At 33.5% G+C, this 18,665-nt stretch carries 20 protein-coding genes; 5 read left to right on the forward strand and 15 right to left on the reverse strand.

Going from position 1 to position 18,665, the window contains the following annotated elements:
- Window positions 1-47 precede the first annotated feature (47 nt).
- Window positions 48-1,394, reverse strand: coding sequence for an NADP-specific glutamate dehydrogenase (gene gdhA, locus LZ578_RS08165; RefSeq protein ID WP_235144687.1), 1,347 nt, complete (start codon window positions 1,392-1,394; stop codon window positions 48-50).
- Window positions 1,395-1,574: 180 nt separating this feature from the next.
- Between gdhA and def the strand changes: the two genes are divergently transcribed.
- Both def and LZ578_RS08175 read left to right on the forward strand, forming a co-directional pair.
- Window positions 1,575-2,135: a peptide deformylase gene (gene def / locus LZ578_RS08170; RefSeq protein WP_235144688.1), complete on the forward strand. Its 561-nt coding sequence runs from the start codon at window positions 1,575-1,577 to the stop codon at window positions 2,133-2,135.
- 92 nt (window positions 2,136-2,227) lie between these two features.
- A complete protein-coding gene (locus tag LZ578_RS08175) occupies window positions 2,228-3,514 on the forward strand; it encodes a Y-family DNA polymerase (protein ID WP_235144689.1) in 1,287 nt (428 codons plus the stop codon).
- Between the two features lie 1,666 nt (window positions 3,515-5,180).
- On the opposite strand, the gene LZ578_RS08180 is transcribed toward LZ578_RS08175, so the two are convergent.
- The 5 genes from LZ578_RS08180 to LZ578_RS08200 form a co-directional block, all read right to left on the reverse strand.
- Entirely contained in the window at window positions 5,181-5,801 is a 621-nt protein-coding gene (locus tag LZ578_RS08180; protein WP_235144690.1) for a hypothetical protein, read from the reverse strand.
- A gap of 1 nt (window position 5,802) precedes the next feature.
- The gene (locus tag LZ578_RS08185; protein WP_235144691.1) at window positions 5,803-6,321 is read right to left on the reverse strand and encodes a Panacea domain-containing protein; all 519 of its coding nucleotides are present in this window, start codon (window positions 6,319-6,321) and stop codon (window positions 5,803-5,805) included.
- A 349-nt stretch (window positions 6,322-6,670) separates the two neighbouring features.
- Window positions 6,671-6,847 (reverse strand): hypothetical protein, encoded by a 177-nt coding sequence (locus tag LZ578_RS08190; RefSeq protein WP_235144692.1) that lies wholly within the window; start codon window positions 6,845-6,847, stop codon window positions 6,671-6,673.
- A gap of 20 nt (window positions 6,848-6,867) precedes the next feature.
- Entirely contained in the window at window positions 6,868-7,464 is a 597-nt protein-coding gene (locus LZ578_RS08195; RefSeq protein ID WP_235144693.1) for an HK97 family phage prohead protease, read from the reverse strand.
- Window positions 7,465-7,901: 437 nt separating this feature from the next.
- The gene (locus tag LZ578_RS08200) at window positions 7,902-8,510 is read right to left on the reverse strand and encodes a hypothetical protein (RefSeq protein ID WP_235144694.1); all 609 of its coding nucleotides are present in this window, start codon (window positions 8,508-8,510) and stop codon (window positions 7,902-7,904) included.
- Window positions 8,511-8,626: 116 nt separating this feature from the next.
- On the opposite strand from LZ578_RS08200, the gene LZ578_RS08205 reads away from it, so the two are divergent.
- A complete protein-coding gene (locus tag LZ578_RS08205) occupies window positions 8,627-9,913 on the forward strand; it encodes an IS3 family transposase (protein ID WP_235144695.1) in 1,287 nt (428 codons plus the stop codon).
- Between the two features lie 94 nt (window positions 9,914-10,007).
- Here LZ578_RS08205 and LZ578_RS08210 read toward each other — a convergent pair whose 3' ends face one another.
- The 8 genes from LZ578_RS08210 to LZ578_RS08245 form a co-directional block, all read right to left on the reverse strand.
- Entirely contained in the window at window positions 10,008-10,307 is a 300-nt protein-coding gene (locus LZ578_RS08210) for a hypothetical protein (protein WP_235144696.1), read from the reverse strand.
- 84 nt (window positions 10,308-10,391) lie between these two features.
- Window positions 10,392-10,799: a hypothetical protein gene (locus tag LZ578_RS08215; protein ID WP_235144697.1), complete on the reverse strand. Its 408-nt coding sequence runs from the start codon at window positions 10,797-10,799 to the stop codon at window positions 10,392-10,394.
- 219 nt (window positions 10,800-11,018) lie between these two features.
- Window positions 11,019-11,525, reverse strand: a complete 507-nt coding sequence (locus LZ578_RS08220) for a hypothetical protein (RefSeq protein WP_235144698.1) — start codon at window positions 11,523-11,525, stop codon at window positions 11,019-11,021.
- A gap of 125 nt (window positions 11,526-11,650) precedes the next feature.
- Window positions 11,651-12,514, reverse strand: a complete 864-nt coding sequence (locus tag LZ578_RS08225; RefSeq protein ID WP_235144699.1) for an ATP-binding protein — start codon at window positions 12,512-12,514, stop codon at window positions 11,651-11,653.
- A gap of 12 nt (window positions 12,515-12,526) precedes the next feature.
- A complete protein-coding gene (locus LZ578_RS08230) occupies window positions 12,527-13,471 on the reverse strand; it encodes a DnaD domain-containing protein (RefSeq protein WP_235144700.1) in 945 nt (314 codons plus the stop codon).
- A gap of 206 nt (window positions 13,472-13,677) precedes the next feature.
- On the reverse strand, window positions 13,678-13,965 hold the full coding sequence (locus tag LZ578_RS08235; RefSeq protein ID WP_235144701.1) for a hypothetical protein: 288 nt from the start codon (window positions 13,963-13,965) through the stop codon (window positions 13,678-13,680).
- A gap of 316 nt (window positions 13,966-14,281) precedes the next feature.
- Complete coding sequence (locus LZ578_RS08240; RefSeq protein ID WP_235144702.1) at window positions 14,282-14,584, reverse strand: helix-turn-helix domain-containing protein; 303 nt, start codon at window positions 14,582-14,584, stop codon at window positions 14,282-14,284.
- A gap of 84 nt (window positions 14,585-14,668) precedes the next feature.
- Window positions 14,669-14,893 carry a helix-turn-helix transcriptional regulator gene (locus LZ578_RS08245; protein ID WP_235144703.1) on the reverse strand — a complete coding sequence of 75 codons (225 nt, stop codon included), beginning with the start codon at window positions 14,891-14,893 and terminating at the stop codon, window positions 14,669-14,671.
- A gap of 135 nt (window positions 14,894-15,028) precedes the next feature.
- Between LZ578_RS08245 and LZ578_RS08250 the strand changes: the two genes are divergently transcribed.
- Entirely contained in the window at window positions 15,029-16,084 is a 1,056-nt protein-coding gene (locus LZ578_RS08250) for a helix-turn-helix domain-containing protein (RefSeq protein ID WP_235144704.1), read from the forward strand.
- Between the two features lie 56 nt (window positions 16,085-16,140).
- The gene (locus tag LZ578_RS08255; RefSeq protein ID WP_235144705.1) at window positions 16,141-17,286 is read left to right on the forward strand and encodes a tyrosine-type recombinase/integrase; all 1,146 of its coding nucleotides are present in this window, start codon (window positions 16,141-16,143) and stop codon (window positions 17,284-17,286) included.
- Window positions 17,287-17,564: 278 nt separating this feature from the next.
- Here the strand turns inward: LZ578_RS08255 and LZ578_RS08260 are convergent, their stop codons facing one another.
- Window positions 17,565-17,873, reverse strand: a complete 309-nt coding sequence (locus LZ578_RS08260; RefSeq protein WP_235144706.1) for a hypothetical protein — start codon at window positions 17,871-17,873, stop codon at window positions 17,565-17,567.
- Window positions 17,874-18,665 lie beyond the last annotated feature (792 nt).

Below are 18,665 nucleotides of genomic sequence, written 5' to 3' on the forward strand. Positions count from 1 at the left end.
AAATAGTACAGTTTTTATGTGTTTCTATTGATTTATAGAAGTTATTTTTAAACAACACCTTGGCTTATCATCGCTTCTGCTACTGTTAAGAAAGAGTGGATGTTTACACCTGCTAAATAATTTCTACCTAGATCATATTCTACACAAGTGTCTTCTACTTGCTTGAAAATATTAATCATAATTTTTTTCAGTTCTACATCTACTTGTTCAAAGCTCCAATGGCTGTGTTGAGCATTTTGTGCCATTTCCAATGTACTGGTAGCTACTCCACCTGCATTTGCAGCTTTAGATGGTCCATAAAGAAGATTATTTTCTTGGTATAATTCAATTGCTTCTATTGAACTGGGCATATTTGCTCCCTCACTTACACAATACACTCCATTTTTTATTAGCGTAGCTGCCTGATAGCGATCAATTTCATTTTGTGTGGCACAAGGCAGAGCAATGTCATAGGCTGTTTCTAAATCCCATACACTACCTTCTTGATAGGTTGATAACTCTTTTTCCTTTGCATATTCTGTAAGACGCCCCCGTCTCACTTCTTTTATTTCTTTCAATAACAATAGATCAATACCATTTGAATCATATATGTATCCATTGGAATCGGAAACAGCCACTACTGTAGCTCCATACTCCTGTGCTTTCATTGCAGCATAGATTGCTACATTTCCACTTCCAGAAATAACAACCTGCTGTCCCTGAAAAGATTTTCCATTTGCTTGTAACATTTCTTCTGTGTAATAAATCAATCCATACCCAGTTGCTTCCGTTCTTGCTAAGCTTCCATTTAATAGAATGGGTTTTCCGGTTAAAACTCCTGAGTGTGCGCCATTCAAACGTTTGTATTGTCCATAGAGATATCCAATTTCTCTTTTCCCTACTCCAATATCTCCTGCTGGAATATCTGTCGCTGGTCCAATATACTTTTGAAGTTCGGTCATATAGGATTGGCAAAAACGCATGATTTCTGTTTCTGATTTCCCTTTAGGATCAAAATCTGCTCCACCTTTCCCACCACCAATCGGTAATCCAGTTAAACTATTTTTAAAGGTCTGCTCAAAACCTAAGAATTTTAAAATACTTTCATTGACTGTAGGATGAAAACGGAGTCCACCTTTATACGGGCCCATCGCTGAATTAAATTGAACACGAAACCCTTTATTTACTTGAACGTTTTGTTGATCATCTAGCCAAGGAACACGAAAAGAAAAAATTCTCTCTGGTTCTACTATTTGTTCTAATAGATTCCACTTGATGATTTCCGGATTTTTCTCTATTGCGGGCTGAATCGTATTAAAGAATTCTTTTATTGCTTGTAGAAATTCTTTTTGATGTGAATCTCTTTTTTCTAATTTTTGATAGACACTCTCAATATATTCAATTGATGACATCATCTGATCCCTTCTTTCCATTCAATCATCGATTTTTAATCTTTTTACCATTTTACAGTTCTTTTTGATAAATAACAACGACTTTTCTTTTCGCTTTTTATCTAGGAATGTAGTATTATGAATAAATGAAAAAAACAGTTGTCATTGTATTCATAATAAAAATGAAAAGGAGAATTGATAGATATGATTAAAATGGACGATGTTGTCCGCGAGGGTCACTCCGCATTACGCACAAAAGCGGAAGAAATTAGCTTTCCATTAACGGAAGAGAATCAAAAGCTTGCTGCAGACATGATGGAATTTTTAGAAAATAGTCAAGATGATGAACTTGCAGAAAAATATGAGTTGCGTGCCGGTGTTGGTTTGGCTGCTCCTCAGTTGGCTCTTTCAAAACGAATGATTGCTTTACTAATCCCTGGAGAATATGAAGATGATCCTCCTGCTTTGAAGCAAGTCATGATTAATCCTAAAGTGATTAGCCATTCTGTTGAAAGTGCTTGTCTAAAAGATGGGGAAGGTTGCTTATCCGTAGACCGAGAAATTCCTGGATTTGTTGTACGTCACAGCCGAATTACCGTTACTTACTTTGACGTAAATGGAACGTCCTATAAAAAACGTTTTAAAGGTTATCCTGCAATTGTTTTACAACATGAAATTGATCACTTGAACGGAGTAATGTTTTACGATTACATCAACGAAAAAGATCCTTTTGCTTTAAAAGACGAAGTTACCATTATAGAATAATCTTTATTCTCTTGTTTCCTTTTAGGGCAAGAGAATTTTCTTATTTACAAAAAGAACGTATGTTCCTATAATGGAGAGAAGGAGGAATGACTATGTTCTATATTGATTATTCAAATGAACCATCGCGCGATATTCTTTGTATTGATATCAAATCCTTTTTTTCTTCTGTAGAGGCGGTCAAACGAAACATTCATCCATTAGACGCTTATATAGCAGTAATTAGTCGTCAGGAAAATGCAGGCGGTCTTATTTTAGCTGCTTCTCCACTTGTTAAAAAAAATTATGGAATTAAAACAGGATCCAGGCGATACGAAATTCCTCCTTCCACAAACATCCATGCTGTTTCTCCTCATATGTCTCAATATTTAGAAATGAATCAAAAGATTAATCATTTGTACCGGAATTTTGTAACCGATGATGATTTACATATCTATAGTATTGATGAATCATTCTTAGACGTTAGTTACTCTCATGGTTTATATGGAAGCACTTTTCAGATTGCTGAAAAAATTCAAAAAGCAATCCATGATCAATTCGGTTTAGTTGCTACAATTGGAATTGGAGAAAATCCTCTTTTGACCAAATTAGCTCTTGACCATGAAGCAAAAAATAAGGAACCATATATTGCAGAGTGGCGGTACAAAGATGTCATCGAAAAAGTTTGGACAATACCAAAACTGTCAGGAATGTGGGGAATAGGAAGTCGTTTAGAAAAAAGTTTATTTGAGTTAGGAATTTCTTCTGTTTATTCACTCTCTCAAGCGGACTTGCCTACTTTGCGGAAACGATACGGAGTAATCGGTGAACAACTTTTCTTCCATTCACATGGAATCGATAGGAGTAGACTATCTACACGATTCCTTCCTTCTTCTAAGGCGTTCAGTAAGAGTCAAGTTTTACACCGAGTATACGTAGATGCTTACGAGTTAGAAGTAGTAATCAGAGAGATGGCCGATCAAGTCGCTGCTCGTCTTCGTAGTCATAACCTAGAAACTAATGTCATTCATCTCAGCATTGGATTTTCTAAAGAAATAATGCAAAAAGGGTTCTCTCATCAAATAAAAGTTTACCCCACTTCCAATAGTAAACTTATTGTAGAGACTTGTTTATCTATCTTTAGAACCTACTATCAGGGCGAACCGGTCCAAACGATTGGAATTAGTTGCGGGAAAATTGCTCCAAAATCACTTTTACAATTTAATCTTTTCGAACCTCCTGAATCTACACTTGTACAGGAAGAGTTGGAGCTTACTATCGACCGAATTAGAAAACGATATGGCTATCCTTCCCTTGTCCATGCAAGTAGCCTTACTAAGGGAGGAACTGCAATCAAAAGAGCTACTTTGGTTGGTGGTCATGAAGGTGGTCAAGATTCATAACAAAAAAAGCTTATACAACAAGAATTAATTCCTGTGTATAAGCTTTAAACGATGATGGAGACAATGGGGCTTAGGGTACTGTTTTCTAGTGCTTTTCATTGGTTGATAAAGCCACCTATATATAGAAGAAATACGTTTCTAATATCCTGTAGATATCTAGTAATTTATCATAAACGTATTCAATAACGTATTCATTTTATATTCCACGCCAAGGATTGAGAGTAAATCTTCTATGCAAAATAGATTAGTTCGGTTGAATGGATAGTTTTTATAAACTGCTATTATTTACTTTCTAATTTTCAAAATGTTAATAATCAAACAACTTTTTACATCCAATTTAACCACATCATAGAAGAATTAGGTCTGCGTAAAATTCCGCAACCTCTCTTAACCACATCCATATCATTTAAACATATTATCATAGTACAGCCGAAAATTAGGCTCTACTATTTAGCTCATTTCTCAAATCATATAAAGTAAGAAGTTTTTCTATTATTTAGCTATGTTTTAAAGTATACCTGTTATAACGATTCGTTAGGTCATTAAAAAATATCTGTTTTTCCTGCGGTACTGTTTCTGTACGTTAGCCCTTACCTTCATACCTTCCATTTTGGAGGGTATGAATATTAACCTTTAATACATTTAGGAGGAAAAGACACGTTCCCACTTTATGACCTGGTAAACTACCACCCTATAAAAATAGATCTCCCCAATTTTGGAGAGATGTTTATACTCACTGCGGAAAATTCCGCAACGATAAATAATATAGATGTCCTCAATTTTGAGAAAATGTTTATAGGACAGCCATATTTTTAACCGCCCTCTCTTAGGAGATAAGCTGCGTACCCAAATTGAGGACAGAGGGTAGCCATATTTCCAATAATCCTCTCTTTACAAGAATAGTATAATCATTTCTATTAATTCATTACAATCTTTTCTATTCAATCTTCAAAAATACTATTTTAATAAATACCATCTTAATTTAAATTAAGAGAAAAAAGCCGTTAATTCGTCAAAATTCATATCTATTCTTTAAAAAACTAGCTAAATACTCAATAATGGTAAAAAACACTATTATTTAATAGATTTTGAATTAATGTTCTAAGATATGGGAAATTTTTCCCACATCTCTATTTATAGTCTTTTATTAATTAAGTTGACTTACCTGGTGTGTCCAAAATTGGACACACCTTTTAGATTCTATATCAAAAATCAATCGGTCGAAAATTCGGCTCATTACCTGCAGTCGTGTTTCACGACGTTAGATAAGGGGTAGCAAAACGCGACACCCTGTAACGCACTGATTCAGTGCGTCAGCTTATCTTCTTGTTAAAAAGGACATAACGATTCGTTCCCCCTTTAGCATGACCTCGCAAATCGCTAGGTCATCTAATGGATACAGATCCATCTATTGATTAGACGTGTCTACCCTCTTGAAGGTTAAGGACAAAAAAGTCTACCACTAATTATAGAAATAAGCATAAAAATACCTGAATGGCTTTATTCATTCTTTAGCGGTACTTCTCTTTTTGCTATGTTTATACAAGTTGATTCTAAGGTAAGTTACGGATAACTATACATGAATCATTCTAGAACAGCCTTAGAATGCGTTTCTACAATATAGTTTTACGTATTAAAAAAGCTACCTTATAAAAAGGTAACTTCATTAATCAAACATTCTCTTATTCTCTAAATAAAGTTTTATATCTTTTGAGTTGCGCTTATTCTTTTCAAAGTTTTCATTTAACTGAGTAAGTTTATCTTTTCCTTTATGTTGTGAAGAAATAACTAAGTGGTACGGATCAATAAAAAGAACTGAATGTCTATGAATATTATTTAAACCATCAACTTGATATAAATAAAATACTCTAAATGCAGTTGTTCCGCCTAATGAATCTGTAAAATTTACCTTAAACACAAAATCAGTATACATAGGATCAATTTCACTTTCTACATAACTGCTTATTATTTCTCTAAGTCGTTTATTTCCTTCTACACCATGAACAAGATAATATGGTTTTTGGTTTAAACAGTTTAAATCGTTTTTTATTTCATCTAACCTTATTTCTTCTTCTCCACCTAAACTTTTTTGTGGCAAAAAATTAGTAAATTTTAAATCTTCGTCACAAATAGAACCTCTTGACTCTTCTGCGTACCATTCAAAAAATCTATCTTTTGGTTTTTCAAAATTATTTGTTTTAAATCTATTTTCTAAAGGCTTGAGAATAGGCTTTATATCTCGTTTAGTTGGTTTAAGAAACGAATCTTTATCAAATGAGAAATTCATATTACAAATATTCTTTTCTATACTCTTCGATAATTAAATCTTTATCCATAATTTGTGATTCTTTATTGTCTGATTCGTATCTTGAATACGGTTCTCTCCATGCTTCATCAAGATGACTTCTCTCTACAAGTCCAAAATCACTTATTTCATTTAGTTGTTTAAAAATTTCATTGATATAAGAGAGGACTTCTTTTTCTTTATTATCTTTAGGAGTATACTCTTTAGCCTCATATTGATTAAACTTATTTTCTGCGTAAACACTAGAGACCACAGGACCATACTTCCATGCCTCAAAATCCTCCTTAAACAAATATTTAGGGTAGACTTCTGCTTGTTCAATTTTGTTATTATCATCTAAATCTTTTTTTATTGATCCATAAGTTGCTCCGTAATAAGCAAAAAGAAAGTATAATCCTTTTTGTAATTTAATAGGAGAAAGACTTCTTTCTAAACTAAATAAATGCTTTATTAAATCCTCTATATTGGTGAAAATATAATCGCTTTTTATGGTTACTTCCATTTTAAAAGCCCCTTTTTGTTTATTTCTCTTAACTTAACTATATGTTTTGCCATCTCTTCTGTCAAGTTACATTACTTAACGCCATAAATGGGTTAAAGCCTATTAGAACACCTACTTAAAGTGATGTGAGGTTGATTATAAGGTAGGCTGTCGTTGAACAAATGGCTTTATCAAGGTTTAACTCATGCGACACTTTAAGTATCTTAAAACGCTTATTTACGCCCTTCTACACCTTCCATATAAATAAAAAGCCCCTAACCAATTACGGTTAAGGGCTACTTCGTGTTATTCATCAAACTTAATACTTTTTCTTTTCTCTTCTCATACCATTCTACTTTTTTTATATCTTCTATTGAATAGTAATCTTATCAATTTTATTTCTAATACGTTCTTTTTTATCTTGGCGTGTTTCTTTTTTACCATATTCAAACTTTGCTAACAAGGATCCCATATAAACATCTTCATCAACTTGATTATCTTTTGTATGTTGATTGTTCAATCTAACTTCTATTAATTCTTTAGCCATTTGTCTCACCACCTTTTAATTTAAATATCATCCATTTCCATGAGCATCATTTTTAATTTTAGCCTTTGTCTTTTTCTTTCGGTAATGCTTTTATTTTTATCTTCTTTTCTGGAAGATTTAGCATTTATAGAAGTTTGATCGTTAGCTGGTATACTAACTGCCGATACATCATATACCTTTTTTATGCGCTTAATGATTCGTGTACGTTTTTCTTTGTCATACTCTTCTTCGGCAACTGTAAATGCCCAAGACATTTTAGTAACTAATCCACTTTTTATATCTTCATGAAGTTCCCTACCAGCACTACTTTTACTTAAGTCGGCTTTTATAAGTAAACCATAATCATTAGGTACAACAGATAAGGTATCATTTGATTTTCGAGCTACAACTCGCCCTGTGTGATCGTACTGCATGATAATATCAGACATATCAGCGCCATTAAAAGAGTTACGCTCAATCTTTTCATAAAATTTCACGCCATCTATTTCATATAGTTCATACGGTTCAAAAGTGGTTGCATATCCTTCAACTAAAAAATCTTTATTTGGTTCTAATGTTGTTTGTATCGAGGATACATTTCTGTATTCTTTTTTATTTTCTACTATCAGTTTTATCACTCCTTAAATATTTATTAATATCTGAAATAAGATTGTTTTATGAACATCAATTAGAATTACGTTTATTTAAGAGGTCTTCGAAACCGTCATCTTCTTCTACCCCTGTTTTATCAATCAAATCAGCTAGCTGCTTAATGATGTCACTTTTTTTAAAAATATATAATTGTAATCTTATGCTTGGAGCGTTTCCGAACCCCTCTAGTTACCTTTAGATAACTTTTCCAATAATCGAGTTAATCGTTGTATTTCCTCGTTAATATTCTTTTATAAGGATAAATCAATCTAAATATCTGTAACTATTGTCATGTATCAAACCTTTTTTGCATTCTACTTATTTAGGGGTAGGGGGCTTGTAAAAATGACTTGTGCGTTCTTCTAAGCTCCCCCCACCGGTCCCAGAGCTTTCACGTTTCAAAATAAATATGGGGGCTATCCCCTTACTGCCAAGTAAATAGTCCTCCCACTTGGTTACCATGCTTATCAAACTCTAAAGTTTTTTTCGTTTTGTTTTGTTCTGCTTCTACTCGCTCAGCTTGTTCTCGCTTAGCGTTCTCTTTGTTTCGCATATCTGATTGTAAACTGTAGTACTTAATGAAAGGATGTAAATTATTTCTAGCATGAAAGAGTTCTTGTTTCTTATCCTCTAGTTCCTGTTCTGCTTCCTCTACTATTCGCATTACCATGCCATCATATGCCCTGTACTCGCTACTTGCTTGCTCTCCTAACTCATATAACTTATTCAGCTTCTTAACCTTGTACGCTTCAATATTCATTGGTGCAAAGAGTTCCAACTCGTCCAGTTGTTCTTGTAGTTCTCGCTTATTCTTCAATAGTTTTTTACGTTCTGTTTCATTGGTTAAAATATCTACATCTGTGACAAGGTTCTGCATTTCCTTTTTAATGAGTGGAATTTGTTGCAAGGCTTCTGCTTTCTTCTCCTGTAATTGCTTGACTTCTGCTACTACCTTTTCTACTTCTTCAGCAAATTTATAAGAGTTCTTTTGTCCTTTTAGTGTTAGTTCTTTCTCAAAGTATTGTTTAGTCATTGAATCCCTACCCGAAAACTAGACACTCAAAAAAAGAGTGTTCTCGTTTTCGGGTTATTTTTTATCTGTTTTTTCGTTATACTCTAATGGAACAGTTTGGAATCGGAGGTCACCACATGAGCAAAAAAATATATACGGAACAAGAAATTGAAATACTGGAGAGAAATCTAAATATAAAAAGTGTTTCTTCTAAAAGTATTACCTACTCATCAGCATTCAAAATCAAAGCCATAGAACAAAGTAAAACGGGCATGACCTCAACGGTCATTTTTGAAGAGGCGGGGCTTCCAGCATCGCTAATCGGGGAGGGAAAGGCTCATCAGTCGTTGGGACGTTGGAAGAAAAGCATGGCGAAGCAAGGTCAGGATGGCTTTCTTCAAGAGACGCGTGGTAAGGGGCCGGGGCCAATCGGGAGCCAAGGGGTATCCCTGGAAGATAAATTAGCAAAAGCTAACGCTCGCATCGCCTATCTTGAAGGAAACCTCACACTAGTAAAAAAATTAGAGCTTCACGAAAGGAGCGTGAAAAACGGGACAAAGGCCGTCCTAAAGACCAATGAGCGGTATACACTGATCAATCACATCATTCGTGAGTATCAACTCAAAAACATGGTGAAACATCTTTGCGAAATTGCCGAAGTCAGTCGGAGTGGATATTACTATTGGCTAAAAACTGAAGTAAATCGCATGGAGAAGTACGAAAACGATTGGGCTGACTACAAACTACTTTATCACGTATTTCTTGATAAGAAAAAATGCGGAATCGAAGAGATTAAAATGACTCTGGAAAATGAGTATAACCTGGTAATGAATCACAAGAAAATCCGGAGGATTCTACGCATGAACGGCATTATTTCTCCAATCAGAAAAGCAAAACCTTACCGAAAAATCATGAAAGCTACGCAGGAGCACAAAACCAAGAAAAACTTGGTGAATCGGCATTTTGACTGCGGAACTCCATATAAAGTGCTCCTGACAGATATCACCTATCTTCCATACGGGAACGGTCAAACAGCCTATCTTTCCGCTGTCAAAGACGGTGCAACGGGAGAAATCGTTGCCCATCACTTTTCTACAAGCTTGAAAATGGGGTTGGTATATCAGACGTTGGAAAAACTGCCCAAAGTGATCCAACAAGATATTCTAGAAACAGAACGATACTTTCACTCGGACCAAGGTGTCCATTATACACACCCAACCTTTCAGAAAAAGGTTGAAGAAATGGGCTTGACGCAGTCCATGTCCCGGAGGGGCAACTGCTGGGATAACGCTCCTATGGAATCCTTTTTTGGTCATATGAAGGATATCGTCCTATCTGAAAAACAAGAGACACTTCAGGACCTGTGGTATGCCGTAGAAGAATATATTGAATTTTACAATCATCGCCGCTACCAAAAAAATTAAAGAAGATGACCCCGATTGCTTATCGAGACCATCTTCTATGGGCAGTATGAACCTGTTTTTTTAGGTGTCTAGTTTAGAGGTAGGGATTCACATGTTAGTTTTCTCCCTTTTTTTCTTTTATTTTTTTTAAGTCATAAACTTTAATCATGTTATTTAAATAGGTACGCCCTGCACCATTTTCTCTATACTTCCCATATAGCTTTAGTCTTAATTCATAGGGTTCATTCAGAATGATTTTCTTAACATCCTCTTTATAAACACTAACGTATAAATGTCCTGCTTTTCCTAGATCAAGTATATATATATCTTCGTTTTTTCCACTGTGCTTATGTTCTATAAACTGCCCCTGCATAATGAAAGCTATTCGTGTGTTTTCCTCAATTTTTCGTTCCATACTATTCCACCTTTAGTTCTTTTATTTCTAAATAATATTTTACTTCCTGCAATAACAATCTAATGCAGCACCCCTCTTATGGTTCTATTCCATAAGCCCTAAACTTCTACATAATGTTTTTAAGCATTGCTCTTCACTAATTCTTATGAAGGCTATAGTCACTCCTAACTCTTTTACTACCGCATTCTGATTTAGATTCTCGAAGTAACGTTTCTTTATAATCGTTTGCATAGTTGGTTGTAATTGATTGATAGATTCCTCGATAGCTTCCTTATGTCGTTCATACATAAGAATTTCTTTATCATCCACAATCTTTATTCCTACTGTCTCCACAGGGTTACTTATGAATGAACCTTTGCCACCACCTACATTTTCATCCTGTTTTCTCACATCTGGATAGAAGAAAGTTTCTTTTCTCTTCGCTATTGTTCTATCAAATGAAGGATATTCTTTTAACAATGATCTCAAGTAGCTTCGTGTATATTTTTTCATCTTTGCCTCCAATTATTATCTATATTTCTTTAAAGATTCTTACTCAACTGTAAACCTGTAACACATCATCTATTGGTGTAGATTCTCTTATTGCCTATCTTAGGTTTGTTATGCTACCTCACTCCTTACCGTCCAAAGTAGGAGAATGAGTTTGTTTTGTTAAGTGCCACTTTCTTCTTTGCCGGGGAGAGGGCGCTTTTATTTTTAATTCTATCTTTATCAATTTTTCCTTTTTTTATTTAATAATGATCTCCTTATTTTTTCTGGAAAATTAAGTAACTGATCTGTTACCTCTTTTTTATAAATATTGTATCCAGCTGCTTCTTCAATCTCTAAAATTTCGCTTATTATAAAATCATCCAACAACTGGTCTTTATCCTCTGGTTTACCCTTTGTGCTATCAAAACGTAAAGAGTAGTATTCCTTCATAGTGTCAGTAAGAGTTCCCCAAAAGCGGTTAAAATGCTTCTGTTTGAATTCTAATTCCTCTACCCTTCTATCTAATGTATAAAGGTATTCAACATGATTAACTACTTCTGTTTCAACTCTAAAAGCAATGGTTTGCGTTTCATCAAAACGTTCTCCTATACGAGTATAAAAATTCTGATCATAAAAATGTACTCCTGCTAGTTCTTTCCTTAATTTTGTATCTTTAATACACTTAGATAAGTTAAAGTAATGAATGATTTGCCCCTTATCTATTGGTCTTTTTTCTACAACCGCCACCCTTACACCCTCTATCTTTTAAAAGTGAAATTACATCTCATTCAAATGATTTTCAATTCTGTTAATATCTATCAAAGAAGAAAATCTTTGATATTTATTTCGCCATACATACTTAGCTACCCTATTTAAAAGAAATTAGGTCTCTTATCCGTTATACCATCAAAGTCTATAACAGATAGGTTTTGTGATAGCCTGGATGAAATTCTAGGATCATACGCTTTTTTAAAGTCATCATAGGATAAATTAGAAGTGAGAATGGTGCTTTTTATACCGTCTCTAGCGTTTATGACCTTGAATAGGGTTTTAACTGTATGGTCGCTTGCACCTCGTGAGGTGTCCATTTTGCCTATATCTGTACCAATATCATCTATGTATAGAACATCTACCTCTTTCATTAGTTTGAGATAGTAGGCATCTGTTTTCTTGTCAGTTGCTTTATTGTTATACGATTCAATAATTAATTCTAGTAAGGTTGTAAAATCTACAAACATACAAGATAGCTGTCTTGAATATTGTTCTGATTTAGTACTGATATTACTTGCTGAAGCATGTGCTAACATACTTTTCCCTGTACCAGGGTTACCGGAGAAGAAAGAATTTTTTATTTCTCCTTCTGAAATTTGTCTCGTAAGAGTTGAAACGCTTGCTTTTACATCTCGTTCTCTTTGTGTAGGTGTCTGATAGTCTTTAAACCCTTTATCAACAAATGCCTTACTTCCGTATATAGAATATCTCTTAAAGAAAGCTCTTTTTTCATCAGCATTAAAATGATGTGCCTTTTCTGATAGTAATTCTGTCATATCTTCATTCTTTTCTGCTCCTACACAACATGGACAGGTCAGTTCCTTTGTTTCGAGATTTAAAAACTTTTTATAGCTTCCTGCATGAACGTCCGTATTGTTACAGACTTCTTCTGTTAAGAGATATAAATCTCTTATAGGTTCTCCATTAAAAATATCTTTTTGAATTTTTTTTATATAATTTGTCATGGTTGAATCCTCCTAAAAGAAATCATCAAAATCTTCTGGTTTGTATTTCGCTACTTCTTTTGCTAATCGTTCTTTACTTCTTCTTACAAACTCTTTTGTTTCCTCGTCTTCTTCTGGAGTAGTTTTATTCAGTTGGTTATAAGAGTTATTTCCTTTTCTACTCTGATAGTTCTTTTCTGCTGCATCCACATCTTTTACGGTCTTATGTCCTTTGTTATTCCAATTAATGAGTACTTTTTCAGCATAAGACCATTTTCTTACATTATTGATAGCAGATAGTTCTAATGCTTTAATAATCAATTCATCTGCTTCTTGTTCTGATGATCCTTCTTGTATGAAATCTTTTGAGATAGCTTCTATCTTGTCTCGTACAATAGGTGATAAAGTTCCAAAACCATTATTTTCATAGAATGATAAAGGATTAGGTTTGTTGTCGTTGTTGTTTGTTTTGGATGATTCTTTTAATTCATTGTTTTCTGAATTCTGATTTAGACTAACCTCATCTAACCTATCCTTACCTAACCTATCCTTACCTAACCTAACCTTACCTATGCCGTCCTTTGGTTGTCCTTTGGTTGTCCATTGGTTGTCCTCGATGTTTTTTACATCTGAACGTTGCTTTCTAACCTTAATTTCTATGTCTGGTAGCATTTGTATAAGTAAATCTTTATAAATAGTATCAACTTTTCTATCTGCTCTTATCTTATTGTGTTCAGTCCAATCAGTAATGAAAGAAACTAGATCCTCATTAAGTACAACTATAAAATCTTTAGCAGCTAGAACTCTTAAATCATCTTCTGTAGCACCAGTTATTCTTAGTACCGTAAAAGCTTCTACAACACCATCATCATCTGCTTCTAAACCTAAATGAAAATATAAGTTTTGTGTGCTTGAGGGCATCCTTAGAAAACGAGCGCTTTTTGTTATTTTTTTACTAAACATCCTTCTTTGTGCCACTTTTAATCACCTCTATTAATTTTTAAAGATTTTTTTCTCGGTTATGAAGGAGGTAGCAATTCGTTACCCCCTTTACATATTTGTTTGACCTGAGGGGGCGATACACCGCATTAGGTCGTTTAGTAGCACATACCCTTAATGAGATTGTGCTTACTATTTATCAGATATACTTCACTGTTTTTCATTAACAAGTATCAGTATTCTAATTAATTAGTCGAACTCGGCTTAACTAATGTATCAATAAGCTGTTCTCTTAATTTCTCTGCTTTAATTATATTTTTTCTTAACATATGATGAATATTTGCCATGTGATCACTTGTTCTATTAAATTCATGTGCAAGCCACATAGGGGCATTTTCTTTTTGCATAGTGGTTTTCACCAGGTCCTCGTGATTCTCATCTAAAATAAATACCAATGTATCTATAAACCCATCTACCACATTCAATTCCTCAGCTATATCTTTTGCGTTTTTGATTTTCATTTCGTTTGTCATTTTAATTTCTCCCATTCATATATATTTTTTTGTTTTTTGTGCTTTTTTTGTGCTAAAATTGAAGTAGATATTTTTCTAAAGAATTTTTGCCCTTAGCTAACAATTCCTGTTGTTGCTAGGGCTTTTTTTGCGTTTTCCATGCTTATTCCTCCAAACTCTGATAAATCTTCTTTCCTATCCATTTAGTTAACAGAACGGATATCCCACCTGCTAGATAGATTAGTGTATACTCCATGTTCGTCACCTCCTTCTTTATATACATCTCGTTAAAATTAACGGTATGTTTTTCTTTACCCTTAATCCTTGGCGTGGATTTTTAGTTTTTTTGTGTATCAAGAAAATCTGCAACATCTTTCAAATCGAACATTATTTCTTTTCCTTTTGTAAAACTCTTTAACCCTTTCATTTTCCATTCTCTTATTACATCTACCCCACATTTAAAGTACTCGCATAACTGCTGCTGATTTAGATATCTTGTATTAAGAGTTACATTCTTAGTAGCTTCTTCTACCGCATACCTTGATAAGGTCAAAAAATCGTTATATACGGCCTTTTCTATGTCTGGTGGTAAATACACCGTTAAGCGTGGTGAAATGTCTAGCTCCTTTGTTTTTTCCATGTTTACACCTCATTTCCTCTTTATGTTTCTTATCCATTTAGACTCACCATTTTTAAAATGTTTTTTTATTTCCTTTACCATTTTTCAGTTTTCAACTTTAGGTACTTCTTGGCTAAAAAAAATAGTATCAATTGTTATATTGGGAAATTCCTCAGAAAAAAACTCTTTAAGGAAAATTTTTTCTTTATCAGTAAAATTTACATAACCTTTTTCTTTCCTAAAGTAAGCTTGCAATGATATATCTAGCATCACAGCTATATCAGTTTGAGTCATTCCCTTAAAACGTCTTAATTTTGCAACATTACTCATTTCTCAACTACCTCCCTTTTCAACTTTAGGTACTTCGTGTTTATAATATACCATTATCTTTAATTTTTTACAAGCAATACTTTCAACTTTAGGTACAAAGTGATATAATCTTTTTAAACACAGGAGGTGACTGCTTTGGAAATAAATAAAAATGCTTTAGGTAAAAGGATTAAAAATATTAGAGTAAATGAAAAAGATACACTAGAATCATTTGCTCAAAAAATAAACTCAAAAACTCAAGGAGCAATCAGGTCTGGAAAAAGTAACGTATCCAGATGGGAAAAAGGTGAAAATATACCAAATGATCTTACCCTGAAAACTATTGCTGAAATTGGAAATATGTCTGTTGATGAACTTTCATACGGAAGTACTGAAGATATAATAAATACCGGTATTACTGACTCATTAAAAAAAATGAATAAAGAACTTAAACAAACTGAAGAAAAAGAAGTATTTAATCAAATAAAAAGAGAAATCGACTTTTTCCCTTATAAATATACTGAATACGAAGAAATATATAATCTTTCAAAAGAAAGGCTATTAGATTATGTAGTAGGAAAAAGACAAGATGATAAAACTGTGATTCTTCAAATTATTGAAAGCATTGAAGAACTGTCAAATGATTTTTTAAAATCGAACTACTTTAAAAAAATTAATATAGACTCGGAAGAATTGACTTATAATTACTTTTTCTTATGTTTTCAAACGGATTCGCAAGTTCAATTTGAGTTGATTGATGGCATGAATGAACAAATTTATCATGAAACATTAGAAATATTGAATGAATCAATAGATGCACTTAACAATTTATATAACGCTCATTTCAAGCTACGATTTGATTCTAATGATTTAGAAATAGAGTCTAAGAAACTTATGCTTAGTCTCATAATAAAACGCTTTTACAATGAGTTACCCCTCCATCTTCAAACTAGCACTAATCGTGAATTTGTTGAAAAATATGTTCTTCAAAACGCTAAAGATATACTACCTAGTAATATAGTCATGATGAAAAAAGATAGTTTTAATACTTTAGAAGTTGAAAATATAGATGAACTTAGCACTAAGGCAAATAATTTTAGTATAGAAGTGGACCTAAATGAATTGATAGAAATTCTTGAAGGTAAAAAGCCTTTTTATATTACTTATATGGATCATGATAGTTTCCTATTAAAGAAAAAAAGAATCAAATAAATCTTATTCATCCTTTACCCTTAATCCTTGGCGTGGAATAAGAAAGGATAGATCCCATGATTAAAGAATACTTAAAAAAAGATGGCTCTAAGGCGTTTATGTTCACTGCTTACTTAGGTGTTGACCCTCTAACTGGTAAGCAAAGAAGGACTACAAGAAGAGGGTTTAGCACAAGGAAAGAAGCTTCTCTTGCAAAGTCTAGACTATTGGTAGATGTTGAAGAGAACGGTATCCAAAAACAAAATAAAACTACCTTTCAAGAGCTTTATGTTCTTTGGTATGAATCTGCATATAAAGACACCGTAAAAGAATCTACCAGGGTTAAAACAAAAGAATTGTTTGACTTGCACATCTTACCTGCTTTTGGAACATCTAAAATAGATAAAATCAGTATTAAAGCGTGTCAGTTAGTTGTTAATCAATGGTGTAAACGTTTTGTGAAGTATCGTTCTATGAAGGCGTACACCTCTAAAGTATTAGACTATGCGGTCACGTTGGAGATGATACGAGATAATCCTATGAAAAAGATTGTAATGCCTAAGAAGATAGAGGAAGTAGACGAGGAAGTAATAGAAAACTATTATACGAAAGAAGAATTACAAACGTTTTTGATCTGCTGCAAAGAAGATTTAGCTTCTGAATGGTTTACCTTCTTTCGACTACTTGCCTTCTCTGGACTTCGTAAGAGTGAGGCTTTTGCTCTTACATGGAAAGATATAGACTTTAAAGGGAAAACGGTCAGCATTTCTAAGGCGTTAGCACGTGGGGAACAAAACAGGCTTATCATCCAGTCACCTAAGAATAAAAGTAGTGTTAGAACGATTTCAATGGATGCAACCACCCTGGCCATCTTGAAAGAATGGCGTAAAGAACAAGCTATCACCATGCTAAAGTATGGCCACAATACAATGAATGATACTCAATTAGTTTTCTCTACTTCTACAAACAAGTTTATAGATCCAAATGCTAGTTTCAGACACATTGAAAAAGTAATTCAATTAAATGGTTTATCTAAAATTACTACTCATGGTTTACGACATACTCACTGTAGTCTACTCTTTGAATCGGATGCTCCTATTCAGGTAGTAAAAGAACGACTTGGCCACTCTGATATTCAAACTACTATGAATATTTATACGCATGTCACAGAAAAATCAAAGGAAGATACGGCTGAAAAGTTCGCTCAATATGTCAATTTTTAACAAAGCGTATTCAATAACGTATTCAAAACAAAAAAGAAGTCTTGAAGCATTACAGGGAACACCGCCCTATCAACGTTTCAAGACTTCACTATTAATTTATGATGGAGACAATGGGTATCTTGTTTTGAAAGTGGATAGAGTTCACTATGTGTTATAAGCCTTGCTGTATCAAGAAAATTAACTTTTAATGTTTCACTACTAATCAATCAGTTTAAAGTAAAAGATGTTCAATTAGATGTTCAATTAAAATAATAAGTGGGCGCATATAATATATTTTTTTAACGGTGGAAATGTTCAAATACACTTACATAGTATTTACTTTCATAACTTAATTCTTCCAGTAATTCATAAAAGAGATCATCTTCATTTAAATGCGAAACTATTTTCATAATTTTTTCTTTAAAATCAGATTGGCTAACCCTCTGTTCAAAATGAATCAATCTAGAATATTCTTTCATTAAATCATCTAATAAATGCCATTGCTCTGTGGTAATATCAAATTCAAAAAATAAGCGGTCTACTGGCGTGTTACTGTATAATAGTTGTACTTGGTGCTTCAGTTGTTTAATCTCATTTTCTACGTTCATAAGCAATCTCCCAAAACATTTATTTAACTCATTCTATAAATTATACCAAACCTATATTGAATGGATAGCTAATATTTTTGATTTAAAATAGAAAATCACAATTGACGGAAGTAGAAGCTATTTTGTGTTCACTTTTTAAAGTAGAATGAAGTAGTGTGATAAAATAGGCGGCAAATTGAACGACTGTGAACATTTAGGAATGTTCTGATGTATTTATATACAATTCATGTAGAAGCCCTTAAATCGCTTGTATGGTCGTTATTTAACGATTACACTAAAAAGCCACCGTTTCGGATAGCTCGTTTGTCTTCTTCTAATCGGTTGCACTAGTCCTTGTATGCCATAATTTTGCTCTGGAATTACCTTTACATAAGATAAGCCTGTGTATGTGTCTACCTTTCGAGAAAGCACTTCAAGGTGTGAGGGAGCATTTCCCTAAATACCAAAAACGTATAGCTCGTCTTTCTCACTTAGGTAAGGTTGTACGGCTTTAACAAACTCACTCATATCTTTCTCTACTTGCTTATCATACTCTTTGATTTCATCAAAAAAGGAGCGTCAATGTGATCTCTTACCTTCCCTCTATCAATCGTACCTTATGAGCCTCTGCCTTTTTTAAAAGAGGATTGGTAAAGGTGTAACTCACTAGAAAGCACCTTGTTCTTTCAGTTGCTTCAACCTCACTATTTAACTACTTTATTTCTTCTACTTTAAAATTAGATTGGCAATTTCATAAAGTATTAGCTATTTCATTTCTGTTATTATTCTAGCCCTCCTTCTACGCCTTTGTGT

Source organism: Jeotgalibaca sp. MA1X17-3, from assembly GCF_021513155.1.
Taxonomy (GTDB): Bacteria; Bacillota; Bacilli; order Lactobacillales; family Aerococcaceae; genus Jeotgalibaca.